30 protein-coding genes and 1 tRNA gene are annotated in these 26,288 nt (G+C 41.6%); 8 read left to right on the top strand and 23 right to left on the bottom strand.

All coding sequences use genetic code 11. The features are described 5' to 3' along the window. The first annotated feature begins 7 nt into the window (after positions 1–7). The gene (gene zntB / locus QUE86_RS10375; protein WP_130049741.1) at positions 8–979 is read left to right on the top strand and encodes a zinc transporter ZntB; all 972 of its coding nucleotides are present in this window, start codon (positions 8–10) and stop codon (positions 977–979) included. On the opposite strand, the gene QUE86_RS20035 is transcribed toward zntB, so the two are convergent. Both QUE86_RS20035 and QUE86_RS10370 read right to left on the bottom strand, forming a co-directional pair. Further along, the gene (locus QUE86_RS20035) at positions 974–1,141 is read right to left on the bottom strand and encodes a hypothetical protein (protein WP_353506593.1); all 168 of its coding nucleotides are present in this window, start codon (positions 1,139–1,141) and stop codon (positions 974–976) included. The genes zntB and QUE86_RS20035 overlap by 6 nt on opposite strands. A gap of 117 nt (positions 1,142–1,258) precedes the next feature. Further along, positions 1,259–1,333 (bottom strand) — tRNA-Arg (locus tag QUE86_RS10370). 219 nt (positions 1,334–1,552) lie between these two features. On the opposite strand from QUE86_RS10370, the gene QUE86_RS10365 reads away from it, so the two are divergent. Beyond that, on the top strand, positions 1,553–1,735 hold the full coding sequence (locus QUE86_RS10365; protein WP_054563404.1) for a helix-turn-helix domain-containing protein: 183 nt from the start codon (positions 1,553–1,555) through the stop codon (positions 1,733–1,735). Here QUE86_RS10365 and QUE86_RS10360 read toward each other — a convergent pair. Genes QUE86_RS10360 through QUE86_RS10350 form a run of 3 tightly spaced genes read right to left on the bottom strand, consistent with a single transcriptional unit; the run spans position 1,732 to position 3,440 of the window. Then, entirely contained in the window at positions 1,732–2,538 is an 807-nt protein-coding gene (locus tag QUE86_RS10360; protein ID WP_130049743.1) for a phosphotransferase family protein, read from the bottom strand. The genes QUE86_RS10365 and QUE86_RS10360 overlap by 4 nt on opposite strands. Next, a complete protein-coding gene (pnuC, locus tag QUE86_RS10355) occupies positions 2,539–3,162 on the bottom strand; it encodes a nicotinamide riboside transporter PnuC (RefSeq protein WP_130049744.1) in 624 nt (207 codons plus the stop codon). It abuts the gene before it with no gap. 20 nt (positions 3,163–3,182) lie between these two features. After that, the gene (locus tag QUE86_RS10350) at positions 3,183–3,440 is read right to left on the bottom strand and encodes a YkoF family thiamine/hydroxymethylpyrimidine-binding protein (RefSeq protein ID WP_054563401.1); all 258 of its coding nucleotides are present in this window, start codon (positions 3,438–3,440) and stop codon (positions 3,183–3,185) included. A gap of 115 nt (positions 3,441–3,555) precedes the next feature. Between QUE86_RS10350 and QUE86_RS10345 the strand changes: the two genes are divergently transcribed. Then, positions 3,556–3,795 carry a DUF2960 domain-containing protein gene (locus QUE86_RS10345; RefSeq protein ID WP_062567354.1) on the top strand — a complete coding sequence of 80 codons (240 nt, stop codon included), beginning with the start codon at positions 3,556–3,558 and terminating at the stop codon, positions 3,793–3,795. 5 nt (positions 3,796–3,800) lie between these two features. Here QUE86_RS10345 and alr read toward each other — a convergent pair whose 3' ends face one another. The 17 genes from alr to radC form a co-directional block, all read right to left on the bottom strand. Continuing rightward, a complete protein-coding gene (gene alr, locus QUE86_RS10340) occupies positions 3,801–4,880 on the bottom strand; it encodes an alanine racemase (protein WP_130049745.1) in 1,080 nt (359 codons plus the stop codon). Next, a complete protein-coding gene (gene dnaB, locus QUE86_RS10335) occupies positions 4,880–6,259 on the bottom strand; it encodes a replicative DNA helicase (RefSeq protein ID WP_130049746.1) in 1,380 nt (459 codons plus the stop codon). The genes alr and dnaB overlap by 1 nt, the downstream gene beginning before the upstream one ends. 265 nt (positions 6,260–6,524) lie before the next feature. Next, the gene (locus QUE86_RS10330; protein WP_286257039.1) at positions 6,525–7,466 is read right to left on the bottom strand and encodes a DUF4097 family beta strand repeat-containing protein; all 942 of its coding nucleotides are present in this window, start codon (positions 7,464–7,466) and stop codon (positions 6,525–6,527) included. An 11-nt stretch (positions 7,467–7,477) separates the two neighbouring features. After that, positions 7,478–7,963 (bottom strand): hypothetical protein, encoded by a 486-nt coding sequence (locus tag QUE86_RS10325; protein ID WP_175580504.1) that lies wholly within the window; start codon positions 7,961–7,963, stop codon positions 7,478–7,480. Next, the gene (locus QUE86_RS10320; protein WP_054554197.1) at positions 7,950–8,501 is read right to left on the bottom strand and encodes an RNA polymerase sigma factor; all 552 of its coding nucleotides are present in this window, start codon (positions 8,499–8,501) and stop codon (positions 7,950–7,952) included. Before QUE86_RS10320 ends, QUE86_RS10325 begins: the two co-directional genes overlap by 14 nt. A 142-nt stretch (positions 8,502–8,643) precedes the next feature. Beyond that, positions 8,644–10,392, bottom strand: coding sequence for a DUF7305 domain-containing protein (locus QUE86_RS10315; protein ID WP_286257034.1), 1,749 nt, complete (start codon positions 10,390–10,392; stop codon positions 8,644–8,646). Continuing rightward, entirely contained in the window at positions 10,385–10,909 is a 525-nt protein-coding gene (locus QUE86_RS10310; RefSeq protein WP_250661636.1) for a prepilin-type N-terminal cleavage/methylation domain-containing protein, read from the bottom strand. The genes QUE86_RS10315 and QUE86_RS10310 overlap by 8 nt, the downstream gene beginning before the upstream one ends. Beyond that, positions 10,906–11,307, bottom strand: a complete 402-nt coding sequence (locus QUE86_RS10305) for a type IV pilus modification PilV family protein (RefSeq protein ID WP_130049750.1) — start codon at positions 11,305–11,307, stop codon at positions 10,906–10,908. Before QUE86_RS10305 ends, QUE86_RS10310 begins: the two co-directional genes overlap by 4 nt. Continuing rightward, positions 11,304–11,756 (bottom strand): GspH/FimT family pseudopilin, encoded by a 453-nt coding sequence (locus QUE86_RS10300; RefSeq protein ID WP_286257029.1) that lies wholly within the window; start codon positions 11,754–11,756, stop codon positions 11,304–11,306. The genes QUE86_RS10305 and QUE86_RS10300 overlap by 4 nt, the downstream gene beginning before the upstream one ends. A 5-nt stretch (positions 11,757–11,761) precedes the next feature. After that, on the bottom strand, positions 11,762–12,193 hold the full coding sequence (locus QUE86_RS10295; RefSeq protein ID WP_286257026.1) for a type IV pilin protein: 432 nt from the start codon (positions 12,191–12,193) through the stop codon (positions 11,762–11,764). Positions 12,194–12,533: 340 nt separating this feature from the next. Continuing rightward, a complete protein-coding gene (gene rplI, locus QUE86_RS10290) occupies positions 12,534–12,986 on the bottom strand; it encodes a 50S ribosomal protein L9 (protein WP_054554192.1) in 453 nt (150 codons plus the stop codon). A gap of 35 nt (positions 12,987–13,021) precedes the next feature. Further along, positions 13,022–13,249 (bottom strand): 30S ribosomal protein S18, encoded by a 228-nt coding sequence (gene rpsR / locus QUE86_RS10285; protein ID WP_002962753.1) that lies wholly within the window; start codon positions 13,247–13,249, stop codon positions 13,022–13,024. A gap of 12 nt (positions 13,250–13,261) precedes the next feature. Continuing rightward, complete coding sequence (priB, locus tag QUE86_RS10280; protein WP_036973732.1) at positions 13,262–13,564, bottom strand: primosomal replication protein N; 303 nt, start codon at positions 13,562–13,564, stop codon at positions 13,262–13,264. 67 nt (positions 13,565–13,631) lie between these two features. After that, a complete protein-coding gene (rpsF, locus tag QUE86_RS10275) occupies positions 13,632–13,973 on the bottom strand; it encodes a 30S ribosomal protein S6 (protein ID WP_036973113.1) in 342 nt (113 codons plus the stop codon). Positions 13,974–14,212: 239 nt separating this feature from the next. Further along, positions 14,213–14,368, bottom strand: a complete 156-nt coding sequence (rpmG, locus tag QUE86_RS10270) for a 50S ribosomal protein L33 (RefSeq protein ID WP_022946036.1) — start codon at positions 14,366–14,368, stop codon at positions 14,213–14,215. 11 nt (positions 14,369–14,379) lie between these two features. Continuing rightward, positions 14,380–14,616: a 50S ribosomal protein L28 gene (gene rpmB, locus QUE86_RS10265; protein ID WP_036973115.1), complete on the bottom strand. Its 237-nt coding sequence runs from the start codon at positions 14,614–14,616 to the stop codon at positions 14,380–14,382. Positions 14,617–14,888: 272 nt separating this feature from the next. Then, entirely contained in the window at positions 14,889–15,563 is a 675-nt protein-coding gene (gene radC / locus QUE86_RS10260; protein ID WP_286257018.1) for a RadC family protein, read from the bottom strand. Between the two features lie 143 nt (positions 15,564–15,706). Here radC and coaBC point away from each other — a divergent pair, with 143 nt between their 5' ends. From coaBC to QUE86_RS10235, 5 genes are all read left to right on the top strand, one after another. Then, entirely contained in the window at positions 15,707–16,900 is a 1,194-nt protein-coding gene (coaBC, locus tag QUE86_RS10255; protein ID WP_130049754.1) for a bifunctional phosphopantothenoylcysteine decarboxylase/phosphopantothenate--cysteine ligase CoaBC, read from the top strand. Positions 16,901–17,012: 112 nt separating this feature from the next. Then, positions 17,013–17,600: a nucleoid occlusion factor SlmA gene (slmA, locus tag QUE86_RS10250; protein WP_054554189.1), complete on the top strand. Its 588-nt coding sequence runs from the start codon at positions 17,013–17,015 to the stop codon at positions 17,598–17,600. Between the two features lie 240 nt (positions 17,601–17,840). Further along, positions 17,841–20,603, top strand: coding sequence for a S9 family peptidase (locus QUE86_RS10245; RefSeq protein WP_286257015.1), 2,763 nt, complete (start codon positions 17,841–17,843; stop codon positions 20,601–20,603). A gap of 189 nt (positions 20,604–20,792) precedes the next feature. Then, positions 20,793–23,006: a catalase/peroxidase HPI gene (katG, locus tag QUE86_RS10240; RefSeq protein WP_286257012.1), complete on the top strand. Its 2,214-nt coding sequence runs from the start codon at positions 20,793–20,795 to the stop codon at positions 23,004–23,006. Positions 23,007–23,140: 134 nt separating this feature from the next. Continuing rightward, entirely contained in the window at positions 23,141–24,838 is a 1,698-nt protein-coding gene (locus QUE86_RS10235) for a sensor domain-containing diguanylate cyclase (RefSeq protein WP_130049757.1), read from the top strand. A 95-nt stretch (positions 24,839–24,933) separates the two neighbouring features. On the opposite strand, the gene QUE86_RS10230 is transcribed toward QUE86_RS10235, so the two are convergent. Further along, the gene (locus QUE86_RS10230; protein ID WP_286257010.1) at positions 24,934–26,199 is read right to left on the bottom strand and encodes a sensor domain-containing protein; all 1,266 of its coding nucleotides are present in this window, start codon (positions 26,197–26,199) and stop codon (positions 24,934–24,936) included. Positions 26,200–26,288: the final 89 nt, after the last annotated feature.

Genomic DNA, 26,288 nt, shown 5'->3' with positions numbered 1-26,288 from the left:
GTTCAATATGATCAATGGGTTACTTCATGTCTTAATTTTAGACGAACAAGGCGGTGCACGTGCTATTGAAAATAGTACTGAGCTGCAAAATTGGCAACCTGAACACGGAAAACTTTGGGTGCACATGGACTATAGCCAAGCTGAGGCCGTTGAATGGCTTGAGCAGAGTAACTTATTAACAGATTTCGAGCTTGAGTCCCTGATTGCTGATGAGACACGTCCACGTTTAAGCAAAGTCACTCATGGTAATATGCTATTTTTGCGTGGGGTTAACTTAAACCCTGCGCAAAGCCCAGAAGACATGGTCTCGTTACGCTTATTCATTAACGAAAACATCGTGATCACAACGCGTAAGCGCCGTTTATTATCGGTGCAAGATGTTGTTGAGTCGTTCGATGGCAGCAATGGCCCATGTTCAATCTCTGAATTAGTTTGCCAATTGGCGCAAAACCTAACGTCGCGTATGCAAGCTGTTATTGACAGTTTAGATGACACACTCGATGGCTTTGAAGATGAAATTGACGAACCTAATAAAGGCTTTGATCATCAATCATTAGCACAAATACGCCGCCAGACAATCGCGTTAAAACGTTATTTAAGACCACAAAAAGAAGCTCTTATCACTTTATTAAACAATAAGTATAAGTGGTTAGATGAAGACGATAAGGCACGCTTAAACGAAACAACCAATATGTTGATCCGTTACTTAGAAGAGCTAGATAGCTCAATTGAACGTGCGCAAATTATTCAACAAGCAATTACAAGCCAAGTGTCTGAGCAACTAAATCAACGTATGTATGTAATGTCGGTGGTTGCAGCACTATTTTTACCACTCGGCTTCTTAACAGGTTTACTGGGTGTAAACGTAGGTGGTATTCCGGGCACTGAAAGCCCTTATGCATTTAGTTTGTTTATTATTTTCTTGGTGGTGCTTACCGTAGGGATTGGCATTTACTTTAAAAATAAGAAATGGCTATAGCTCGACAACCTTTTTAATTAAATCAAGGCGAACGGCATGTTCGCCTTTTTTGGTGCTCAAAATTAAGTGCTCGCCCTCTGGGTTAATTATTTTAAGATTCTCAGCCTTTCCCTCTAACGGTTCACCAGATACTAAGGAAATTCGTAATAGGGACTTATGCATGCACCATAATTCGTATTTATCGTAGTCGCCACAGTCGATAGGTTGATAAGTCATTGGCTTTTTTGAGATTACTTAAGGAATAAATCGAGCTTAGAAGATATTAAAGTGAAGAGCAAATGGCGCTCTCGGCAGGGATCGAACCTGCAACTTAGCCTCCGGAGGGCCACGTGATATCCATTTCACCACGAGAGCACATTTGTCGTCGCCAATGCTAACTCGCGATATCAGCATGACAACCCGGCAATGATAATGGCATCTTGCCCTAAATGCTAGCATCGAGACCTTTATATGCACATAAATTCAGCAATTTGCATTAAAACACTTCACTTTCGTGCAGAACCAAGGTATTAACGTATACTTAATAAAATTAATAACAAGGTGGCTGTATAGCCATGTAAGGGGAATTTGATCATGAGTTTAATGTCTACAGAGCAAGTCGCGGAGTTTTTAGGTGTAAAAGTCGAACGCGTAAAACGTCTTGCTCGCGAACATTTACTGATCTCGAAATCACAAGATGACAAAGGTGAACCTTTGTTTGATCCAGAAGACGTAAAAAAATATAAAGAACTTGCCGAGCGAATTGGCGGTCTTTAATTTTTAACTTTTTCTATGAAGTGGTTAAGCTGTGTAAGCAGTGGCGCCACTTTATCCACCGCTCCACGTTGTTCATACCAACAAATACATAAAAGTAAAAACAGCGCATGAAACGCTGCCAGCTTTTCAACTGATAAGTTAAACGCGTGATGGTCGCACACTAACGCTTGATAGCGTTTAAGCAACGCTAGTTGCTGCTCATCATTTAACGTAAAGCTCACCACCAGCGCAGCCAAATCAAAATAAACATCGTTACTTTTGGCATATTCAAAGTCGATTAAAAACATACCCGATTCATTCACAATAATATTTTCTTTCACTAAATCATTATGACAAAAGCCCATGTCTTTAGGTGCACCATCAATATAAGCCAGTGACTGCCTAATTAACTCAGCATGTTGCTGGTACCGGGGTGTTTGCTGGTAGTAGTTAATTTCGTACGCAATATCCATCGGCTCGGTAAGCACAGGGTAACGATGTAAATTAACTAAATCGGGTAGTAAGCTATTACAAAATTCACCGCTGGCAATGTTCCCTGCCACGTATTCGAAAATAACAGTATCGGTTGCTTGTTCTAACCAAAGTGGTGCTGGACAGCAACTTTGCTTTGCAAAATGGGCTTGCGCAGCAAGACCAATCGCCGGCCAGTGGTCTCGATAATGCTTAACCAAGAAAGCTTGATTTGATGTTTTTACCAAGTAGTTGTCATTGCTTAGCCCCTCAACCAGCGGACTGATTGAGGTAATAACTAAATTTGAGTTGAAGCGCGTAAAAAGCGCGTGAATTTGTTGCTCAGTTTTCATCTATAACTGTGCAAGCGGTTTAGCCTGATGCTGCTCGTACTCTTCATACCATGTTTTAAAGCCCCACGCGGCCATAATGGTGTAAAACACGAAAAGTACTAAGGTTGGGTAATACCCTTTTTCAAAGTATAAATACATGGACGCTGCATCAATCACAATCCAGTACAACCAGTTTTCCAGTACCTTCTTAGCAACAAGATAAGTCGTCACCACCGCAAAGCACGTAGTAAAGCTATCTAAATAGGCAAAATCAGCGTGAGTGTAATTGGTCATCACGAAACCAATAGCAACTGAGGCCACAGAGGTTGCAAACAAAATCACTGCATGACGCTTTAACGACCATGAAATAATGGGCAGTTGATCTTTATTGTTTATACCCCGACGCCAAACCACCCAACCATACACTGCCATATACATATAATAAAAATTCAGTAGCGACTCCATTAACAGTGCGCCATTCCAGTACATTACGGTATAAATAAAGGTGCTAACAAACGCGGCTGGCCAACACCATAAGCTTTCTTTAATCGCTAAAAGTAAGTACGCCATCGACAATGCAACGGCAATATATTCCCAATGCGACATGGCAGTAAAGCCAGAGAAGGTTTCGCTCAAAAATTCCATAACACGCGCTACTTTAGATTTTAGTCTTCGCTAGGCGACAAGTCACCATGCAAGAATTTACAGACAAAAATAGCTTTACCAAACTCTTCATAAGAACGTTTGATTTCAGTATTAAGTACAGACATCACTAAATCATAATCACCGAAAATCTGAGTTGATAAGGTATTGGTGATCACTTTAAGACCTTCGTAACTGTTTACGCGGTCAATAAAACCTTTGATAAACGGAATGTAGTCTTGATGTAGTGGGTACTTACTGATCTCTACTGAAAGTTTCATTATGATTTACCGAGTCTTTGAAAAGTATTGCATTGTAACCCGCTTATACTAACAAGTCATGGCTATGGCTATTTTTTAGTGTAAAATCAGCCGCGATAAACATTGAGGATTCATTATGGCACGCCGCATCACTTACAAATTTAAAAACCAGCCTCGCGAAATCAATTTTGCAAAAGATAAATACCGCGATATGTACCATGCGATCGCTGCAGCTGAAGGCATTGATTTAACCAACTATTTAAAGATGGAGCAGCAAGTAGAAATGACTTCAAAAGGCTCTTCAGCAGTACGTAACTTTCGTGACCAAGAATTCGCACGAATGGGGTTCAGTGACGTGTATTTTATTAAAGAGTAACAAAGTTACTCTTGATACTCGTAGCTTACTCGTGGGGTGATATTACACAGTAACTCGTAAGGAATGGTTGTCGCACACTGGGCAATCTCTTCAACGGGAAGCTCTGGCCCCCACATGATCACTTCATCACCGACTTTGATGTTGTCGCTGTTATCACCAATATCCACCGTGATCATGTCCATCGCCACACTACCAACAATGCCATAGCGTTGTGATTTAATAACCACTGGTGTGCCTTGCTCAGCATGACGTGGATAACCATCACCATAACCCATCGCGACCACAGCAAGCTTAGTGGGTTTATCGCTATGCCAACGACCACCATAACCAACACATTGATTAGCATCGACATCGCGTATTGCTATAACACGCGTAGTTAAGCGCATAACCGGCTCTAAACCATGCTGTTGACCAATGCTATTTAGCATTGGTGATACACCATACAACATCAACCCAGGGCGTACCCACTCGCCATGCCCTTTTGGCCAAGCAATAATTCCCGCTGAATTTGCAAGACAATGCTGCTCGCTTTTGCCATCAGCTAATGAGTCAAATAAAGCAATTTGCTGAGCGGTTTTTTCATCATTGATGTCATCGGCGCACGAAAAATGGGTCATTAGTTTAATGTCATCACGGGCATTCGAGCTTGCTTTTAAACGGCTGTAGAAAGACTCAAATTGTGATGGTGCAATACCAAGGCGATGCATGCCAGTATTAACTTTTAACCAGCAAGCAATAGGTGCATCAAGAGCTGTGTTTTCAAGCGTTGCGAGCTGATTTTCATCGTGAATGATGGTTTGAAAGTTATTAGCAAGCAAGATAGGTAAATCATCTTTATGAAAAAACCCTTCAAGCAATACAATAGGTTTTGTCAGCCCACCGGCACGCAGCGCTAACGCTTCGTCAATGCGTGCGACTGCAAATGCGTCTGCATCATTTAGGTATTGGGCAATTTTAACTAAACCATGGCCATATGCATTAGCTTTTAGCACCGCCATTACTTTGCAACCGGGCGCAAAGCGCTTCACCTGCGCTAAGTTATGAGCAAGCGCTTGTAGGTTGATTTCGGCAATGGCTAGGCGCATTAATATTCGTCGTCCATAGCTGGGCCCGCGTAGTTATCAAAACGCGAGAATTGGCCTTGGAAAGTTAAGCGTACTTTACCGATTGGACCGTTACGCTGCTTACCTATGATGATTTCTGCCACACCTTTTTCAGCACTATCTTCGTTATAAACTTCATCACGGTAAATAAACATGATTAAGTCGGCATCCTGCTCGATTGAGCCTGATTCACGTAAGTCGGAGTTGATTGGACGTTTATCGGCACGTTGCTCTAGGGTACGGTTAAGCTGAGACAGTGCAATAACCGGACACTGCAGTTCTTTTGCTAGTGCTTTTAATGAACGTGAGATTTCAGCAATTTCTAACGTACGATTATCTGACAAACTTGGAACACGCATTAACTGTAGGTAGTCGACCATGATCATGCTAATACCGCCATGATCGCGAGCAATACGACGAGCACGAGAGCGCACATCCGTTGGTGTTAGGCCCGATGCATCATCGACATACATCTTACCTTTTTCCATCAACAAGCCCATGGTTGAGGATAGACGCGCCCAATCGTCATCATCAAGCTGACCTGTACGAACTTTAGTTTGGTTAATGCGACCTAGCGATGCCAGCATCCTCATCATAATTTGCTCTGATGGCATCTCTAGTGAGTAAATAAGTACAGGCTTATCTTGCGTCATAGCAGCATGTTCAGCCAAGTTCATCGCAAAGGTAGTTTTACCCATCGATGGACGTGCCGCCACAATAATAAGATCTGAAGGCTGCATACCCGCTGTCATTTTATCTAGGTCGGTGTAGCCTGTACTCACACCAGTTACACCATCTTGCGGCGACTGGTAAAGCTCTTCAATTTTATCAACGGTTTTTTCTAAAATACTATGTAAGTTTTGTGGGCCTTCGGTACTTTTAGTACGCTGCTCCGCAATTTTAAATACTTTACTTTCAGCAAAATCAAGCAGGTCATGGCTATTTCGCCCTTCAGGGCTAAAACCCGCTTCGGCAATTTCATTGGCAACACCAATCATTTCTCGAATAACAGCACGCTCACGCACGATATTCGCGTAGGCATCAATATTTGCTGCACTTGGCGTATTCTTGGCTATTTCAGCAAGGTAGGCAAAACCACCAACACTACTTAACTGGTTATTTTTCTCAAGGCTCTCAGAAATAGTGATCAAATCGATTGGATCACCGCCTTCAGCAAGGCTTACCATAGCTTCAAAAATCAGCTTATGAGTGCGGGTATAAAAATCCTGAGCAACCACTAACTCAGCAACACGGTCAAACGCTTGATTATCAAGCATTAAACCACCTAAAACAGATTGCTCAGCTTCTATTGAATGAGGAGGGACTTTTAACGTATCGACTTGCTTATCTGGTTTGGCCATAACTTCACAAAACTAAAATTGAATGGCTCTATTCTATCGACTTGCTAAGGCTGTGCAAATAGTAAATACCAATCGACTTAAATATTTGGTCATTCTAGCGTGCTAAATAAAGCGCTAACTGCGTTAGAAATGTCTAAAGTAGAGTAACTACATGTCAAAATTTCTGCCTTGTTATCACTTCATTTATCTGTCGCTATTTAAGACCAATAACTTAACACGATTGGTATAAGCGGGAAGTCTTCCCGCTTTATTGTAACTCTAATCGTTATTTCTGTTTACGAAGTTCAATGCGGCCGCTAATCGTATCCATTTCGATATCAGCATCCCCACCGTTAATACTAAATTCTAAGTCGCTTGATGGGCCATACTTCGCTTTTGTTGCTTTGTCGTCACTCAGTTCATTGACTATTTTACCATTAGCGTGAGCTTCAATTTCAAACTTTGCTGACACATTAGCAGGGAAGTAAAATTCAGCATCACCACTAACCGACTCAAAACGAATATTAGCATCATCAAGTAGCTTATTAATGTGAACTTCGGCCTCACCGTTTACCGTATTAATACGCAGTTTTTTAATCGCATCAAAAGCAAAGTCAATATCACCATTTACGTTCTCAAGACGAACATCTTGCGCTTTGGTCTTTGACTTAATGTCACCATTCACCGCGGTAAAGCGTAAAGCACCTTGCGAGTTTTTATCATTAATTTCGCCATTCACAGTTTCAAAGCGAATATCACCGTTCAGGTCATGGGCATTTACGTCCCCATTTACCGTTTCAAAGCTCATGTTGCCGCTAATATCTTGTACTGTAATATCGCCGTTAACAGTATCAATCTCTGCGCCCGCTTCAAGTTCTTTGGCACTGACCGTTACATTCACACCCGCAAATTCAAGCTCACTGCTTTTTGGCATATAAATGGTTAAACGTGAACCGTCGCCATTATTCCAACCACGTATGTTACGCGGCATTTTTACGATAAATTCAACACGGCTGCCTTCTACATCTAAACGATAGCCTTGTGCTTTATCGTCAAGCTCACCTTCGATTTTAAGTTGTGGTTTATCCCACCCTTCAATGCGTACATCACCACGTTGGTTTTCAATAAAAATGCGTTTATTTGCAGGTACATCAATTTGTTCATTAATGGTTTGTCCTGCCATTGCCATCAGTGGCAGTAATCCTAAAGTTAAGGTTAGTAATTTCATAATTGTCACTCCTAAATCGTTTGCCACTTCGGTGCATGCACCTTGTTAATTAAGTCCAGTTGTTGCTGATAAACCTGCGATAGCATTTGTAATAAAGCTGGATTTTCAGGTTCATTCTCTAGTGCTTGCTTAATGGCACTTTCGGCTTCTTCTAACTCTTTTAGTTGTTGCTGCCAGTTGTCGGTTAAAGCTGGTTGATTTTGATACTGCACCAACAAACCTTGCTTTTGCTTAGTAAAATAATCGCTCATTGCCATCATGCTATTTGACTCACCTTGGCCAACAAAAAGCTGCACAGTCAAAAGGGCTGCAATACAGCAAGCGGCAACAGCAGCGAGTTTATTCCAGCCATTAGTTGGCTTATCAATATGCTGTGTTTGCGGCCTTGCAATTGCTCGCTCAATTCCCGGCCAAAGGTCTTTTTCTGGACTAATATCTTGCTTTTGATTAAGCGAGTCATTTAAAAATTGTTCAAATTCTGGCTTACTCATTTTCATACCACTCTTTTAATAACTGCCTTGCACGGTGAAATTGCGACTTACTTGAACCTACAGCCATATCAAGCATGCTTGCTATCTCTTCATGGCGATAGCCTTCGATCGCATGAAGCACAAAAACCATACGTGCTCGCTCAGGTAGTCTCAGTACTAATTTGTCGAGGCCGTTAAAGCCGTCGCAATCTGCTGCGCTTTGCTCATCCATACCACTTTGTTCAAAACTCACTACTTTTTGAAACCAGCTTTTATGTTTGCGAATGTAGCTAATCGCAATATTGCTGGTAACACTATGTAACCAAGTCGAAAATTGTGAGCGTCCATCAAAGTTCGCGATTTTGTGCCACAACTGTACAAACACTTCTTGTGTTGCATCTTCAGCGTGCTCTTTATCTGCAAGCAATCGCAAACAAAGGCTATAAACCCGCTTCACATGCAACTCATAAAGTGTTGCATAGGCAGCTTGATCACCGCTTTTTACGCGCTCTATCAAGGCATGCTCACTTTGCTGGGCGAACGCTTGTTCTGCATCTATCAACATCCTGGATGTTGTCCTTTATGATTATTGTTGTGAATTTAGTGTATTAGACGTAAGGAGGGATTCAAAAGGTTTAAATGAAATTAATTTTTTTTGTGTAAGCTACAAATAATTGAGCTTACACAATTTTATTTGGGGATTTGCGTTATTCGGCAGGGGATGATTCGTTTTCTTCTTCGGTTGTTTCTGTGGTTTTATAGCTCCAACCTAAAAATACGATGCGTGCTGGAGAGGCTGGTGTACCACCATTTTGTACTTGTAATAGACCAGCATCATAGTGAGCGCCACTGCCCCCCGATGCGGTAATTGTTGAGCCACGTACACTACCAAACAACTCACCACTACCTGACAATTTCACCGTAGTCAAAGGCGCATAAATAGCCGCATATAAATTAGCAGCGCCGCTAAATTGTACACCATTTACACCATTAAATGATGAGTAGAATGATAACGAAGGATGACCACTGGTGGTTAGCCCTTCTTGCTCAGTAATTACTTTTGCGCCTGCACCAATATTTACTTTTCCGGTTAATAACACCGTTAAGCTGCTATCTTTTTTTATTGTTAGACTGGTGTCCCCTTCCATCGAAAAGTCACCATCAATCAGTAAAATAACATCACCACCAGACACTTCCATTTTGCCGTCACTGGTCATCTTGAGTCTATCAAGTGAAAAAATATACTCTTTGCTATTACTACCATTGGCTTGGTTCTGAGCTTTAGAGTTAAACAAGAAAATATCAGCAAGGCTTGGTAAAATCACTTGGCTACCACCACTACTGTAATAACCCTTTTCGGTATTTAGCTTAAATTGTTGCGTAGGGCCTATAGCAACAGAACCATAACTGCTCACTTGATCCGTGATGTCTGCCATTTTCTCTGGCAATATCAAAGGATCACAACTCGTATCTGGGTTTGTAGGGTCATAATCTGGCGCAGTTGGGTCAGCAACGGTTATCGGTTCAACATTCGGGTTTACATTAAACTTGCTATCACTGTAGTGCACACCATCCTGTTGATTATTGTAGGTATCTTTAAAATCGCCTGAGCCACCATACATAATATCTAACGCTTCAGCTTGGCTATTCGTGATGAATGTTGACCACTGCATTTTTGCATCACCATTCGCTCGCACTACCCCCGAAACTGTCCCGCCACGATGCGTATAATAACCTCGGGTATATACATTACCGTCAACACGTAAACCGCTGCCTGGAGAAATATAAACACCGGTATTTGAATGGATGTTACCAATAATCGGTGATGAACCATTTAAGTAGATCACCCCGGTCGCTTTAACATCGCCTTTTATCGGTGAATGACCCGATAGCACCACATCTGAATCGCCAGCAATCGTTGAAACATCGCCATCATTTGACTTAGTTTCTTCGTAAGTGCCTTTGCTAGAGTCATAGCTGTCGATACTGCCACTGCCAGACAAGTTAACCCCTTTACAACCCACCATAGCATTCGTGAAAATCGAACTTCCCTTCGCGCCTTGCACTGCAAAACGAGCAACTAAGTTACTTTGTGCATCGCCATCAAATCGTTGTCCTAGGCTTGCAATTTCTAGCTCACCTGCAGCATTTTGACTTAAACTTGCATTAAAAATTGCATCATCAGCGATAACACCTGAACCAGATGCATGACTGGTTTTACTGATCAAATCTTCAACCGCTAATACACCTTCCTCATCCAAGGTTTGTTGTAATAACTTAGCTTGTTCAAAAACACCTTTTTCAGCCAATAAGCGACTATTTAATTTCTTTTGAAAGTTACCACTTAAGCGCTCTTGAACGACGTTCTCGCGCAGCGAACTAAGCACCACGATACTGGCCATACTGGTCAAGATCAAAACTGTAATTAGAGTAAAACCACCTTGCTTTTTATACACTACCTGCTCCGTATGCTTTAACTAATATTACATTTGTTAGAGCAATATCAATATTGATGCCATTGCCAAATTGCGCAGGTAAATCATTTGGCTTCACAGTTACTGTGACAAGCTCACCAGCGATATCAAATGATAAAGTTTCGATACCTGTGAGTAATCGCTCAGCAGTAGCGCCATCGAGTGAACACATTAAATTACTACCATTTAAGCTATAGACCTCAATCACTTGCGCTGTTGTCGCAGAGCCATCACAGGCAATAACACCACTAGGCTGAGTAATAGTAATCGTGCTTTTATCAGCACTTATGATCGGAGCTAACTGAGTTTGCTTAATGCTACGATTGAATACTTTACTGGTATAGCGAATCACCTCTTGGGCGTTTTCGAGTTCTTTACTCACTTCAACAGTGCTTTTAATCGCCGAGTAAGACAAACTCACTCCAGCTAGTAAAAAAGCGCCTGCAGCCAATGCCACCATAAGTTCAACTAAAGTAAAGCCCTGAGCGCGTTTATTCATGAGCATACAGCCGTTAAGTCTGGGAAACTGGCATTTAGACTAATTTGATTTTCTGCACTGTCTGTCATGCGCTTATCAACCCAAGCGACATTAATTTGCATATCATCACTGTAATTAGCTGGGATAGTCAGTTGATAATCACTGACTTGTGGTGCTAGCGAAGCTCTAAAAGTCGCGTCTTGAAAAAGTGCGGTATTAGTTTTTTGAATTTCACAAATGCGCGGCCACAAACGCTCAATAGTATTTTGGCCTTGAATGAGTGACACGGTGTAATTAAAGCTATTGGTTGCATATTGCAGCGATTTGAGCTGCGCAGCAGCCAACCCTAATAATGCGATTCCAGCAATCACCACTGAAATCATCACCTCTAATAATGAAAAGCCTGCCTGCTTATTCATGCACATCCTCGCTGTGAACTTTCAACTAACCAGTTTTGACCACTTTTAAGCACACACATTATGTAGTCTGTGGTATTTGTGTGCTCATCTTTAACTAAAATTTCAGCTTGTTTATCGACTTCGCCACTGGCGCTAATTGCCAGTGCCTCCAAGTTGACAGTAACACCGCTTTTAGTGATCGAAAATTCTTTCAAAATCGTGTCTGCCCCGCCCTCATTGAGGGTCACTTGCCAGTTCTTATTGCTAACAACTAGGTTAATAGGTTTGTCACGCTTTACCGCTTCACTGCGTGCAAACTTATAGACACTATTTAATTGATTTGAGGTAGTTACAACGCGATCTTGCAAGATCTGTTGACTAAATGACGGAAAAGCAAGGGCTGCCATAATGCCAATAACACTTAGCACAACCATTAACTCGATTAAGGTAAACCCTGCAATTCGACGCAACTTTGTTACTCCCAGCAATCACTAAATGAAGCGTTGTAACTACCATCATGTTTAATGGTTAAGTCACCACAGCGATCACTTGCTTGCGCCGAACCCGATTTAGGAGAGGCTTTTAAACTGTAGCCACGATTTTTAAAGTCGCTTACAGCACCTGATACTTTGTCAGTTGCTGTATAGGTAAAGGTGTAGTAATCAGTATTTTGGATTGAAAATGCATTGGGGTAGCCGCCATTTCGTGAATAAATACGCTCAAGACTGGCACTGTATTGCAATAACTCTTGTTGAATATCTGCGCGGCGACTACGTTGCATATGCTCAGTGTAAGCAGGCAGTGCTACGCTATACAGAATGCCCAAAATAGCGATAACAATAAGAATTTCTACTAATGTAAAGCCAGTTTGTTTACCCTTTCCATATGGTAATAATGAACTTCTCAACTTCAACTCCTTACTACTTTTTAACCAGCACAATATAATTGACAGCGTTGTCAGTGTCAATTTTAACCAATTTACTTTTACTCATCCGATTATACTAATAAGATTAATAAAATTAAGAAAAAAGAACGTTAGTTTGCAAAATAGGTAAGATTATAGGGTTAGTACTTGTGTGTTTAAAACATAAAAAACTAATACTATTAGTATCTATACTGATGATTAATGGAGGTACAACACGCTGAAATTAATAGTGTTTAGGCGAATGAATAACGTTGTTTATAAAAAAATTTCAGGCACAAAAAAGCCGCACATAAAGCGCGGCTTTTTCTACTTAATATTGCTATTAAGCTTCAGCGATAACGATTACTTTGATAGTAGCCGATACGTCTGAGTGTACTGCGATTGCTACGTCAAATTCGCCAGTCTCACGGATAGTACCTAGAGGTAAACGAACTTCTGATTTAGCAACTTCAACGCCAACAGCTGAAATAGCTTCAGCGATGTCGCGAGTACCGATAGAACCGAATAACTTGCCTTCGTCACCAGCTTTAGAAACTAGTGTAACTTCAGCTAATGCTTCTAACTTGTCAGCGCGAGCTTGAGCAGCAGCTAGATCTTCAGCGATCTTAGCTTCTAAATCAGCACGACGTGCTTCGAAAGTTTCGATGTTAGCTTTAGTTGCAGGAACTGCCTTACCTTGTGGGAAAAGGAAGTTACGTGCGAAGCCAGATTTAACTACAACCTGGTCACCTAGGCCACCTAGGTTTGCGATCTTGTCTAGTAGAATAACTTGCATGTCTCTACACCTTTTAAAAACTGTTAATCCGCTGCTTACTTATGTAAGTCAGTGTATGGAAGAAGGGCTAAGTAGCGAGCACGCTTGATAGCAGTTGCTAGCTGACGCTGGTATTTAGCGCTAGTACCTGTGATACGGCTAGGTACGATTTTGCCACTTTCTGTAACATAGTTTCTAAGAGTAGCTAGATCTTTATAATCGATTTGTTGTACGCCTTCCGCTTTAAAGCGGCAGAACTTACGACGTCTGAAATAACGTGCCATGAGTAAAATTCCTCAAAAAATTCTTTCTATATGTTGAGCATGCAAGACTAACTGGCTTAAGCCGTTTCGTCCTTCGTGACGGTTTAAAAACCCCGTCACTTGCACTTGTTGCCCAACGTGCAATTGTTGAGTTTGTTGTTGCATTGGCGTGCCGCTGGCAACAACTTGAAGTCTGACATAACTATTACGGTTAAGGTCTGCTTCAACTTGCATCGATTTATGTTCAAGAACAAAAATACAATGCGGTATACCAGCAGGGCTTTGACTATATTTAGGTGTTTTACAAACAACCCCAGATAATGTCAGCTGATTCATATAAGGATTAACCGGTTGGCTCATCTTTTTGTCTCAACTGCAAGCGCCATGCTTGAACTCAAAACGATTAAGCAGCTGGTGCTTCTTTCTTCTCTTCTTTCGCAAGAGGAGATGCTTCAGTTACAGCGTCTTTAGTACGCATAACTAAGTTACGAAGCACTGCATCGTTGTAGCGGAAAGTAGTTTCTAGCTCGCTGATTACTTCAGTAGGTGCTTCAACGTTCATAAGAACATAATGAGCTTTGTGAAGCTTGTCGATTGGGTAAGCCAATTGACGACGGCCCCAGTCTTCAAGACGGTGGATAGTACCACCAGCTTCAGTGATAGAACCAGTATAACGTTCGATCATACCAGGTACTTGCTCACTCTGATCAGGGTGAACCATGAATACGATTTCGTAATGACGCATGGATATTCCTTACGGTTAATAGAGCCTTCTACCGTTTCGGCCAGTCGGTTTAAGGCAAGGAATTAAATTTAATAAGCCGAAATGAGCGCGCATTTTACGCTTAGATTGATAATTAAGCAAGATAAAACAGCAGAGCAAATAAGATTCTTGTGCTGATTGCTATTTTCTAAACTGCAAATCTAAGCTGAAAAACAAAAAACCCAGCCGAGGCTGGGTTTTTGAGATTCTGAAAACTAAAATTACTTGATTTTAGCTTCTTTGAAAATCACGTGTTTACGAGCTTTAGGATCGTATTTTTTGATTTCCATTTTTTCAGGCATGTTACGCTTGTTCTTGTCGGTAGTGTAGAAAAAACCAGTACCAGCAGTTGAAACTAAACGGATCTTATCGCGCATGATTCAGTTCCTTAAACTTTTTCGCCACGAGCACGGATTTCTGTAAGAACCGCGTCGATGCCTTTTTTATCGATAATACGCATACCTTTAGTAGTAGTGCGTAGTGTTACAAAACGTTTTTCACTTTCAACCCAAAAACGGTGAGTTTGTAGGTTAGGTAGGAAACGACGTTTAGTCGCGTTTCTCGCGTGTGAACGGTGGTTACCAACCGCTGGACGCTTACCTGTAACTTGACATACTTTAGACATGTCTATATATCTCCAATAACTTCGCTCGAGCTTAATTTTCCCTTAGGCCAGTATTTGTGCCCCGGGATAAATCGAAGGGCGCTCTTTATACAGCTTATACAGGCAAAGATCAAGTAACAGATCTTATCCAATCAGCTCATGTGTAAATTTGATAGCGGCTAATTATAATGATCGAATGCCCTTAGGGAAAGTAAAAACTGCATTTAAATTAAACTAATTTCTAAAATCGCCCTAAACTGCTCATTTTTAACACACTCCTGCCTTAGCTCCGCTTAAATTAATCCCCTTTCGGCAAACGATACACAATTTTCACCACCCACTATGATGTGATCCAGTACATTTATATCTATTAAGGCTAAAGCTTGTTGTAATTTTGTAGTGATCAATTTATCGGCCTGACTTGGCTCTGCTACCCCACTTGGATGGTTATGGGCAAGAATCAGTGCCGCCGCATTATTACGTAGTGCAGCTTTAACAACTTCACGAGGATAGACGGAAGCCGCATTAATAGTGCCATAAAAAAGCACTTCGTCTTTTATCAATTGGTTTTGACTGTCCAAGTACAGCACCATAAATACTTCTTGCTGTAAGCCACGCAACTGAATAGTTAAATAGTTATACACAGCCTGTGGCGAATTAAATAGTGCCTCGCGTTTACATTGCTCAAGCATATAGCGCCGGCTCAACTCAAGCACAGCTTGGAGCTGCACATATTTAACGGCTCCTAACCCCCTTTGTGAACAAAACTCTTGTTCAGTGGCATTAAATAAATTGTGCAGGGTGCTATTTATATCTAGTAGGTGCTCGGCCAACTCAATGGCATTCATACCCGGCACGCCGGTACGTAAAAATATCGCTAATAGCTCAGCGTCTGAGAGTGCTTTTGCGCCTTGGGCGAGTAACTTCTCCCGCGGCCTTGCTGATAAAGGTAGATCGGTTAACGGCATTGCTTCATCCTTAAAACAACTATTCCATTTAATAAACTGTACTATAAAATCGCGTTTTTTCCTGTAAGAAAAAAGAAAACTTCATGCTATCGGTAAAGATTTGCTATCGTTAGCCCATATCGACAAAGGTTAAATTTCACGTAATGACAAAATCAGTAAATAAAAAAATCCTGCTAGGTATGAGTGGTGGTATTGCAGCCTATAAATGCGCAGAGCTTGTTCGCCGTTTAAAAGATAAAGGCTGTGAAGTAAAAGTCGTCATGACCGACTCAGCAAAACACTTTATTACTCCTTTAACTATGCAAGCGGTAAGCGGTGAGATTGTTTCTGATTCATTACTCGACCCTGCAGCAGAAGCCGCAATGGGTCATATTGAGTTTGCCAAATGGGCAGACCTTATTTTAGTCGCCCCTGCAACCAGCAATATTTTAGCGAAAATGGCGATGGGTATTGCAGATGACTTACTGACAACCCTACTACTAGCCACCCCTGCAAAAGTCGCGGTTGCACCTGCCATGAACCAACAGATGTACGCCCACCCAGCTACACAAGCAAATATTGCCACACTTAGTGAACGCGGCGTTGCTATTTGGGGCCCAGGTAAAGGTGAGCAAGCCTGTGGTGATGTAGGCGCAGGACGTATGTTAGAGCCTCATGAGTTAGTCGCGCTGTGTACACAACCTGAGGTTGAGCCTTTACTTGCAGGCAAAACCATCACGATCACAGCAGGACCAACCCGAGAAGCCCTCGACCCAGTTCGTTATATTTCTAATCACAGCTCTGGCAAAATGGGTTATGCCCTTGCTGAAGCTGCACTTGCGTTAGGTGCAAAGGTAAACCTGATTTCAGGCCCAGTGACAATTAAAGCACCTGCTAATGCCCTGCTTACTAATATAGAAAGTGCTGAGCAATTACTCACCGCCTCGATGGAGCTAGCCGCGCAATCGGATGCCTTTATCGGCTGTGCAGCGGTGGCAGATTACCGTGCAGCAGCGATTCATGAGCAAAAAATGAAAAAGCAAGGTGATGAACTAACCCTTACCTTAGTTAAAAACCCAGATGTCATAGCTAACGTCGCCGCGCTGAACGAAAACCGTCCTTATACAGTTGGTTTTGCTGCCGAAACCCAAGATGTTGCCAGTTACGCACAAGGTAAATTAAAGAATAAAAACCTCGATATGATCTGCGCAAATGACGTATCAAAAGAAGGCCTTGGCTTTAATTCTGATCATAATGCTTTAACACTGTTCTGGCACAATGAGCAACTAGATTTAGCAATGGGAAGTAAAAAAGATTTGGCCATGAGCGTAATGACTGAGCTTGCCAAGCGTTTGTAAAAATGCTGGAAAGAAACTGAATAAAACATTAACATAAGCCACTCATTTGCACAAAAAATGGCTTGTCTGACTCCCAACAGCGCAAGTAATAAATTATAAGAAAGGAATGGTCATGCCTGCGACAAAAAGAAGTAATCGCAAAGAGCAGATTCTGCAAGCACTCGCACAAATGTTAGAAACCAGCCCAGGTCAACGTATCACAACCGCAAAACTAGCGGCGGAGGTAGGTGTGTCTGAAGCTGCGTTATATCGTCATTTCCCGAGTAAAGCACGGATGTTTGAGGGCCTAATCGAGTTTATTGAAGATACTCTGTTATCACGCATTAATCTCATTTTAGAAAATGAGAAAGAAAGCCAAACTCGAGTCTACAATATTTTGCTGTTATTGTTAGCCTTTGCAGAGAAAAACCCAGGCATTACCCGTATTTTGACCGGTGATGCCTTACAAGGTGAACAAGAGCGTTTACGTGAACGAGTACAAGGCTTATTCGAGAAGCTAGAAACTCAATTCAAGCAAGTGCTACGCGAGCGCAAACTTCGCGAAGGCAAAGCATTCCAATCAGACGAAAGCACCCTAGCCAATTTCTTACTCGCCTATGTTGAAGGTAAGATGAACCAATTCGTGCGCAGCGACTTTAAAGCAAAACCAAGTGCACAATTTGAAAAACAATGGCCAGAACTACAGAAGATTTGGTTGTAGGAAATTAGCCGTAGGCGCGATCTCATATCGCGCAGCGGTGAAATTAAAATTACGCGGGATAAACCCGCTGCTACCCTTTTAACAAAACCTACCGACAACTTTTTTTAGCTTATGGCTGATAGCTTAAAGCTTACAGCATCAGCTCACCTCCCCAAACACGCCACTTATCGTATCTACTCGAATTGTTTATTAAAAACGCTACACTGGGTGCGTAAATTTTAAAAACAACGAGAAAGACTAATGAAAGCGCAATTATCACTTTTGAGCTTAGCCTTGGTGACAAGCCTTGGTAGTGCACATGTTAGTGCGAAAGAGGCTCTGCAATTTAAAGACGTGTTTGATTTTAAATACGCAAAAGGCACCCAACTTTCTGAAGACGGCCAAATTCTTAGCTTTAGTGCAGACCCTTATCGCGGTAATGCTGAAGGTCAGGTTTATACGTTAAACAATAACCACCTACTTACCAGCGTTGAGCGCGGTACTCGCCCTACTATTAATAAAGCGGCAAACTGGGTGGCTTTTACTCAGGTACCTACCCTACTTGAAAAAGAAACCACCAAGAAAAAAGACCAGCTGAAAAATAACCTTGTTTTAGTAAATACTAAAAATGGCGAGCAACAGACTTTTAACGATGTAAAAGACTATGCGTTATCGGATGATGGTATATGGCTTGCCTATCGACTAGATAAGAAAGCAGAAAAAGCAGATAAAAAAGACGGCGAAGAAAAAGACGAAAACAGCAGCGAAATCAAGCCAGATAAAAAAGATAAAAGCTTTGATTTAGTGCTTGTTAATCTTCAAGACAAAACCACTCACACTGTAAATAATGTATTTAGCTATGCGATTAGCAGTACAGGCGAGCAATTATTAGCAAGCCAAAGCTACAGTGATGGTGCCGACAACCAAGTTGTATTAGTTGATCTTAATAATGACTTTGCAACTAACGTGTTGATTGATGAGCCTGGTGTTGTTGCAAATAAAATTGCATGGCAACCAAACAGCAATACCGCAGCACTATTAATTGGTAATTATGTTAATGATGATACAAGACGTCGCGATCACAGCTTACAGCTTTTACAAAACGGGGCTCTTTCAACCATTAACTCAGCAGATAGCAGCTGGACTATCGGCAAAACAGCATCATTAAAATGGTCTGAAGATGGTGCTCGTTTATACTATGAAAACCTCCCTAAACTCGCCGCTAAATCTGTCTTGAAAGAATACAAAGATGAAGCCTCTTTATATGATTTCGATACCATACGCGACCAGAAGGGCCTAAACGTTTGGCACAATAAAGACGCTGAAATTAAGCCTCGCGAAGAGCAGCAATGGAACAAAGCGAATAAGCTTCGTCACTACCAAGCTGTGTATCATATAAATGGTCAGCACGTTGTGCAGCTAAGCACACCAAACATGCCAGAAGTTTCGCTTAACACTAATCGCGAAGCACTATTAGGCTATTCAGACCGACCTTACTTAGAGCGCGTTATGTATGGTGGTTTTTATGCAGATTACTTCAGTGTTGATGTTAAAACCGGTAAACAAACAGCTATCGTCAGCGACTATCCATTTAGACCAAGCCTTGCGCCAAATGGTCAATTTGCAGCATTTTTCCAAGATAGCCAAGTTCAGCTAAAAGATTTAGGTAGCAACAAGGTTTCGACCTTATCTAAAGCAATTAACGCTGTTTTTGCTGATGATAAACATGACTACCCATCACCTCAGCCGGGTTATGGTTTTGCGGGCTGGTTGAATGACAGCAGCCAAGTATTGGTTTACAGCAAATTTGATATTTGGGCTTTTGATGTCGCATCACAAAAGGCAACGCGCTTAACTCAAGGTAAAGAAACTAACACCCAATATCGTGTTATTAAACTTGATAAAGACCAAGTTGGTTTTGCCAAAGATGAAACATTATTGCTAAGCGCAACCAACGTGCAAGATAAGCAAACAGAGATTGCCAAACTTGACTTATCGAGCAATAAAGTCAGCAAAGTACTTTCGGGTAAAAAGCGCTATGACGTAGTGAAAAAGGCTAAAAATGCCGACAAATACCTATTTACTGCACAAACATACCAGCAATTCCCTGATTACTACCAAACTGATTTTAGCTTCAAAAAGCCACAACGTGTTACTAACCTAAACCCGCAAATTAGCAACTTTGCATGGGGTGAAAAACCTGAGCTTATTAGCTACAAAGGGTTTGATGGTGAAGATTTACAAGGCGTATTAATTAAGCCTGCAGGCTATAAAAAAGGCGATAAGGTTCCTGTAGTTGTGTACTTCTACCGCTATATGAGCCAACGCATGTATGACTTCCCGAAAATGGAGTTAAATCATCGCCCTAACTTCCCGATGTTTACCTCAAATGGCTATGCGATTTTCTTACCTGATATCCGTTTTGAGATTGGTCATCCTGGTAAATCATCAACGCAAACTATGATCAACGCAACTCAAAAGTTAATTGATTTAGGCATTGCTGATCCAGATAAAATTGGTTTACAAGGTCACTCTTGGGCAGGCTACCAAAGCGCCTTTATGATCACTCAAACAGACATGTTCAAGGCCGTTGTATCAGGTGCGCCAGTATCTAATATGACCAGTGCTTACAGCGGTATTCGCTTAAAATCAGGTCTTGCCCGTCAGTTTCAATACGAAACAGGGCAAAGCCGTATAGGCAAAACTTTATTCGAAGCGCCAGAGCTATATATCGAAAACTCACCGGTGTTCTTTGCCGATAAAGTGAATACCCCAATTCTGATTATGTTTGGTGACAAAGATGATGCAGTGCCATGGCACGAAGGGGTTCAATACTACTTAGCTCTTCGCCGTGCCGGTAAAGATGCAACCTTCTTACAATACGAAGGTGAACCACACCACTTGAAGAAATTCCCTAACCAAGTGGATTTTTCGGTGCGCATGATGGAATATTTTGATCATTACTTAAAAGGTAAACCTGCTGCTGAGTGGATCAAAAACGGCGTCCCTTTTATTGAAGAATAAACAATAAGCTGAATTTCAGCTTAATGTCCCCCTCCCCTAGAGCCAGCATTATTGCTGGCTTTGTTCGAAAAAATCAATCACACCATCTATTTTATCGATTTTATCAATCGATTTAAACCCCAGTTTGTAAGTGGAAAGTTAATCAGAACAACTCTATATTTCACCCAACTTCTAACTGGAGACAACACAATGTTAAAAAAATCAACTTCAGCTTTCTCTAAAGTCGCTGTTGCAGTATCACTGTTGGTGGCAACAGGCGTACAAGCTACGAACGAAATAAAATCAAACCAATTCTGGTGGCCAGAGCAATTAGACCTTAGCCAACTTCGTGCTCATGGCGCAGAGTCTGATCCTATGGGTCCATACTTTAATTACAAAAAAGAATTCTTAAAATTAGATCTAAATGCGGTAAAAGCCGACATTGAGAAGGTACTGACTGACTCTCAAGACTGGTGGCCTGCTGATTACGGCCACTACGGTCCATTCTTCATCCGCATGGCGTGGCACGCATCAGGCACTTACCGTACATTCGATGGCCGTGGTGGTGCTGGCGGTGGTCAACAACGTTTCGACCCACTAAACAGCTGGCCAGATAACGCAAACCTTGATAAAGCGCGTCGTTTACTTTGGCCAATAAAGCAGAAATATGGCCGCAGTATTTCTTGGGCTGACTTAATGGCACTAACGGGTAACGTTGCACTTGAATCAATGGGCTTCAAAACTTTCGGTTATGCCGGTGGTCGTGAAGACGATTGGGAACCAGACTACGTATACTGGGGCCCTGAAGGCAAAATGTTAACTGACGAACGTCGTGACAAAAAAGGCAAACTAAAAGGTCCACTAGCGGCAGTTGAGATGGGCTTAATCTATGTAAACCCTGAAGGCCCGCACGGTAATCCTGATCCACTTCTTGCAGCAGAAGATATTCGTTTATCTTTCGGCCGCATGGCAATGAACGATGAAGAAATCGTTGCCCTAATCGCCGGTGGTCACAGCTTTGGTAAAGCTCACGGTGCCAAAAAAGCGACCTGTTTAGACAAAGAACCTGCAGCAGCGGGTATCGAAGAACAAGGCTTAGGTTGGAAAAATAAATGTGGTAAAGGCCATTCAGAAGATACCATCACTTCAGGTCTTGAAGGTGCATGGACTGTGACACCAACACGTTGGTCAATTAACTACCTTCAAAACTTGTTCAGCTTTGAATGGGTTAAAACCAAGAGCCCAGCAGGTGCAACTCAGTGGATCCCTGAAAAGGGTCAAGCATCTAATCTTGTGCCAGATGCACACATCAAAGGTAAGCGTCATGCACCTATCATGTTCACAACCGATATCGCGTTAAAAGCTGACCCTGAGTTCCGTAAGATCTCAGAACGTTTCTTAAACGACCCGAAAGAGTTCGAACTCGCATTTGCTAAAGCGTGGTTCAAACTAAACCACCGTGACATGGGCCCACGAGCTCGTTACTTAGGTGACTTAGTGCCAGAAGAAGTATTAATTTGGCAAGACTACATCCCTGCGGTTGATCACAAACTAGTAGACAGCAAAGATATCGCGTCACTTAAAGCTAGCATCTTAGATTCAGGTTTATCTGTATCTGAACTAGTCCGTGTTGCTTGGGCATCAGCAGCAAGCTACCGCGACACAGATATGCGTGGTGGTGCAAACGGTGCACGTATTCGTTTTGCTCCGCAAAAAGATTGGCCGGTAAACAACCCGAAAGAAGTGGCTAAAGTACTTAGCAAACTTGAGAAAATCCAAACTAAGTTCAACAAAAACGCATCTGGCGGTAAAGAAATTTCACTAGCAGATATGATTGTTCTTGGTGGTGCGGCTGCAATCGAAAAAGCAGCAGGCGACGCGGGTTTCTCTATCGCAGTACCATTCAAGCCAGGCCGTATGGACGCGTCATTAGAAATGACTGACGTTGAATCATTCGAAGTACTTGAGCCAACAGCAGATGCGTTCCGTAACTACTACAGCTCAGCATGGAAATCACCGGCTGAAATGTTAGTTGAACGAGCTGATTTACTAAGCTTATCAGTACCAGAAATGACTGCACTACTAGGTGGTATGCGTGCCCTTAACGCGAATACTGACCAAACTAAACACGGTGTATTCACGAAAAAACCAGGCACATTAAGTAACGATTTCTTCGTTAACCTACTCGATATGTCAACGAAGTGGTCTAAATCTTCTGAAGAAGGTGTTTACGAAGGCCGTGACCGTAAGTCAGGCAAACTTAAGTGGACAGCAACACCAGTAGACTTGATCTTTGGCTCCAACTCAGAGCTTCGTTCAATTGCTGAAGTGTATGCATCTGACGATGCTAAACAAAAGTTCGTTGATGATTTCGTAGCAGCGTGGACTAAAGTAATGACGCTAGATCGTTTCGACCTACGTTAATATATTTTCGCAACCAACAAAGCCGCTAAGTTAGCGGCTTTTTTATTTTTCGTTAATAATTTACTCGACAAGCCAGCAGTTTACGTTAAAAATAAAACTTTATTACTATTTTTATTTGGATACAGGCACCAGGGATGATTACGCGCTTTATACTGCTTTTTGTTATCTACTCAATATGCCTAACTTTGGCTAATCAAAGCCGCGCCGATAACTCCCCTATTGTTAATATTAACCAACGTAGCATTGACCTCACCCAATTTGATATGAGCTATTTTATTGATGGCTCTGGCACTATGCCTCTTTCACAAGTTCAGCTGCAAAGTTTTATAAACAGTCAAAACAAGCTCACTTTAGGCACGAATGCCAAAACAACATGGTCAAAAATAGTTATAAAAAATACCTACAGCGACACCCTGCGCTTATTTGTACATAACCCAGATGCCTATCACTTAGAAGAAGTGAGCTTTTACGAAACGCAAGCAGGGCAACTGATAAACCAATCGGTCATTCAGCTTGATAAAGCAGGGCCTAAAACCAACATGTTTGGTGGTAGTGCCGTATTTTCGTTTTATATTGCACCCAATCAGCAAAAAACAATTTACATAAAAAGCGTGACCTTTTCTCATCAATGGTTTGCACTCGCTATTTTTGATGAAGAGCACTCAAAACGTGCTCTTGTAGGGAATGGTAATTATATTGCTCTACTTGTTGGGATGATGTTAGCACTGATGATTTATAACTTTTTCTTGTATTTATCGGCACGTAAAATCGAGAACATCGTTTACGCCCTTTACCTTATTTCTGGCACAGTTTGGGTGGCGCTATCTTATGGTGTTGCCGCTAACTTTTTCGGTATTTTTAGTGCCGAACTATTACAACTCAATTCTAACTTGCTAAGTATGCCAAGCTTTTTAGTGATCTTTGTAATGCTTATTTTCGAAACCAAAAAGCTCTACCCTAAAGAGCATATTGCACTTTCGATTATTTTGTTCTTACTCGTTGCGGACTTTGTTTATAGCTTGTTCGATATTGTAGGTGCATTAAAACCTGCCAGCAGCTTGGCTGCATTAATGATGACTGTGACATTTGGAGTATCTATTTCGCTGTGGCGCAAAGGTAACGCGCTGGCAAAATACTTTTTGCTCGGCCACTCTATGTTCGTTATTTTCAATATGCTGGCGGTGCTTTATTACAAAGGGATCAGCGACGCAAACGTGATTAATAGCCACGGTGTTGGCATAGGTATTTTGCTCGAAGCGTTAATGATGGCGTTTATTCTTTCCTATCGAATTAAGAGCCTCGAAAAAATTAAAGCACAGCAAACTGAGCTCAACCGCTTGGTCGATACAGACCCTATGACAGGCCTGTATAATCGCCGTTACTTTGACAGAAAAAGTGAAGAACTGATTGCCGCGATGGCAACCAATCAGCAAGAGTTTACCCTCCTAATTGCTGATCTCGACCACTTCAAAAACATTAACGACACATACGGCCACGATGTTGGCGATAAAGTTATTATCGCATTTGCCAACATACTCACCTCAGAACAAGGCCTTGCTGATATAGCCTGCCGTTACGGCGGCGAAGAGTTTGTGTTACTACTCAATTGTAACCTACTTGATGCAAAGCTAGTTGCCGAGCGAATTCGCCAAAAGGCGCAAGAAACCTACATCACTATTGATGAAGTGCAAACCGTGCAGTTTACCGTGAGTATTGGTATACACAGCGTAGCTCACTCTTCAACAACCGTGAAAGAAACCCTCACCGTTGCCGACAAAGCATTGTATAAAGCGAAAAGTAACGGCCGTAATTGTGTTGAAGTGGCTGCTTAGACGGGAAAAGTTTCAAGTTTCAAGTTTCAAGTTTCAAGTTTCAAGTTTCAAGTTTCAAGTTTCAAGTTTCAAAGTAACTTAAGGCTTTAAAACGATTAGCTAAAGTGAATAATGGTTGTTCCAGGTTGCTTTTTAGCTTGGTACATAGCCGCATCGGCTTCTTCAATTAACTGGTTCGCTGCGTACACACCATCTCCTAGAAAATGCGCTGTCACACCTATACTCGCTGTAACCTCAATTGATATACCTTTAGAACTAAATGGTTTTGTAAACTGAGCCGCAATTTTATGAGCTAAGCGATTCAAAATCGTCGTATTAGTTACGCCTGATATAGTCACTAAAAACTCATCGCCTCCCATTCTTACTACATAGTCAGTACTTCTAACGGCGGCTTGAAGTTGCTTTGCAACCCATACTAAAACTTCATCACCTATTGCATGACCATATTGATCGTTGATTTGTTTAAACTCATCTAAATCGATATAAATAAAGCCCATTCCCTCAGACACATCACCATTTTCACTAAATACATCATTCAATAATTGCTCTAGATAACGACGGTTCGGTAATTGGGTAAGCGGGTCAAGGTTAGCAAGCTCAATCAACGCCTGTTCTTTATTTTTTCGAGCTGAAATGTCACGCACAATCGCGAGAAGATAACTTTTTCCTTGATGGTCGATATAACAAACACTCACTTCAGTTGGAAAAGTATGACCATCTTTATGTTTTAAGCACGACTCAAAAATAGTGGTTTCTTGGGCTTTTATTCGCGCTACCCTATCCAGCCATTTGCTATTCGTATCATAGTCTGGGTTAATATCTGGCACAGTCAGTTTTAGTAGCTCTTCTTTTTCATAACCTAAGCACTTGTAAGCTAATTGATTACAGTTAAGAATTTGACCAAACTGAGGGTCTGCAATAAACATGGCATCATTTGATTTATCAACCAAATATGTCAGTAGAATATCTGCTGCCGCCTCTTTATTGACCGTTGTTAAATCAATTATCTGTGAAATATAACGAACGACATTACCGTCATTATCTACCTCAGCGACAATGTTCAGCTGGCAATAAATAGAATGCCCAAGCTTATGCTTGTAACGCTTTTCGATTTGTAATGGCTGCTCAGGGAACTGATTAAGCTTGGCACGAATAGTTTTATTTAACTCCCTGTCATCAGCATGAGTTATAACAACATCATCTGCGTACACTTCATCGCCTTCATAACCTAATAATTGTTTTAGTGCCGGGTTTGCATATTCAAGTTTACCGCTAGGCGAAGAAACAGTAACGGGGATAGGTGTAATTTCTATTAACCGATAAACAGGGTTAATAAACATCTGTGCGTCGTTAAGCTTCATGGGCAACTCGAGTCCAATACATTATTACTACTCAGCAAAATGAAAGAATAGACTATAAATTAGCTATCAGCTATCAGCTATCAGCTATC

The sequence above is a fragment of the Pseudoalteromonas apostichopi genome, assembly GCF_030297135.1.
In the GTDB taxonomy this organism is placed as follows: Bacteria; Pseudomonadota; Gammaproteobacteria; order Enterobacterales; family Alteromonadaceae; genus Pseudoalteromonas; species Pseudoalteromonas apostichopi.
The sequence above is the reverse complement of the archived record's forward strand: the minus strand, read 5'-3'. Positions and strand labels throughout refer to the sequence as shown.

Bases quoted from the DNA above. Each gene is read 5' to 3' on its own strand.
- QUE86_RS10305 (WP_130049750.1), bottom strand. From the start codon at position 11,307: ATGAATAAGCAGGCAGGCTTTTCATTATTAGAGGTGATGATTTCAGTG.
- QUE86_RS10325 (WP_175580504.1), bottom strand. From the start codon at position 7,963: ATGAAAATGAGTAAGCCAGAATTTGAACAATTTTTAAATGACTCGCTT.
- QUE86_RS10350 (WP_054563401.1), bottom strand. From the start codon at position 3,440: ATGAAACTTTCAGTAGAGATCAGTAAGTACCCACTACATCAAGACTAC.
- rpmG (WP_022946036.1), bottom strand. From the start codon at position 14,368: ATGCGCGATAAGATCCGTTTAGTTTCAACTGCTGGTACTGGTTTTTTC.
- QUE86_RS10365 (WP_054563404.1), top strand. From the start codon at position 1,553: ATGAGTTTAATGTCTACAGAGCAAGTCGCGGAGTTTTTAGGTGTAAAA.
- QUE86_RS10345 (WP_062567354.1), top strand. From the start codon at position 3,556: ATGGCACGCCGCATCACTTACAAATTTAAAAACCAGCCTCGCGAAATC.
- QUE86_RS10245 (WP_286257015.1), top strand. From the start codon at position 17,841: ATGAAAGCGCAATTATCACTTTTGAGCTTAGCCTTGGTGACAAGCCTT.
- QUE86_RS10230 (WP_286257010.1), bottom strand. From the start codon at position 26,199: ATGAAGCTTAACGACGCACAGATGTTTATTAACCCTGTTTATCGGTTA.
- rpmB (WP_036973115.1), bottom strand. From the start codon at position 14,616: ATGTCTAAAGTATGTCAAGTTACAGGTAAGCGTCCAGCGGTTGGTAAC.
- priB (WP_036973732.1), bottom strand. From the start codon at position 13,564: ATGAATCAGCTGACATTATCTGGGGTTGTTTGTAAAACACCTAAATAT.
- katG (WP_286257012.1), top strand. From the start codon at position 20,793: ATGTTAAAAAAATCAACTTCAGCTTTCTCTAAAGTCGCTGTTGCAGTA.
- pnuC (WP_130049744.1), bottom strand. From the start codon at position 3,162: ATGGAATTTTTGAGCGAAACCTTCTCTGGCTTTACTGCCATGTCGCAT.
- QUE86_RS10235 (WP_130049757.1), top strand. From the start codon at position 23,141: ATGATTACGCGCTTTATACTGCTTTTTGTTATCTACTCAATATGCCTA.
- QUE86_RS10360 (WP_130049743.1), bottom strand. From the start codon at position 2,538: ATGAAAACTGAGCAACAAATTCACGCGCTTTTTACGCGCTTCAACTCA.
- QUE86_RS20035 (WP_353506593.1), bottom strand. From the start codon at position 1,141: ATGCATAAGTCCCTATTACGAATTTCCTTAGTATCTGGTGAACCGTTA.
- coaBC (WP_130049754.1), top strand. From the start codon at position 15,707: ATGACAAAATCAGTAAATAAAAAAATCCTGCTAGGTATGAGTGGTGGT.
- QUE86_RS10320 (WP_054554197.1), bottom strand. From the start codon at position 8,501: ATGTTGATAGATGCAGAACAAGCGTTCGCCCAGCAAAGTGAGCATGCC.
- rpsR (WP_002962753.1), bottom strand. From the start codon at position 13,249: ATGGCACGTTATTTCAGACGTCGTAAGTTCTGCCGCTTTAAAGCGGAA.
- QUE86_RS10310 (WP_250661636.1), bottom strand. From the start codon at position 10,909: ATGAATAAACGCGCTCAGGGCTTTACTTTAGTTGAACTTATGGTGGCA.
- slmA (WP_054554189.1), top strand. From the start codon at position 17,013: ATGCCTGCGACAAAAAGAAGTAATCGCAAAGAGCAGATTCTGCAAGCA.
- rpsF (WP_036973113.1), bottom strand. From the start codon at position 13,973: ATGCGTCATTACGAAATCGTATTCATGGTTCACCCTGATCAGAGTGAG.
- radC (WP_286257018.1), bottom strand. From the start codon at position 15,563: ATGCCGTTAACCGATCTACCTTTATCAGCAAGGCCGCGGGAGAAGTTA.
- QUE86_RS10330 (WP_286257039.1), bottom strand. From the start codon at position 7,466: ATGAAATTACTAACCTTAACTTTAGGATTACTGCCACTGATGGCAATG.
- zntB (WP_130049741.1), top strand. From the start codon at position 8: ATGATCAATGGGTTACTTCATGTCTTAATTTTAGACGAACAAGGCGGT.
- dnaB (WP_130049746.1), bottom strand. From the start codon at position 6,259: ATGGCCAAACCAGATAAGCAAGTCGATACGTTAAAAGTCCCTCCTCAT.
- rplI (WP_054554192.1), bottom strand. From the start codon at position 12,986: ATGCAAGTTATTCTACTAGACAAGATCGCAAACCTAGGTGGCCTAGGT.
- alr (WP_130049745.1), bottom strand. From the start codon at position 4,880: ATGCGCCTAGCCATTGCCGAAATCAACCTACAAGCGCTTGCTCATAAC.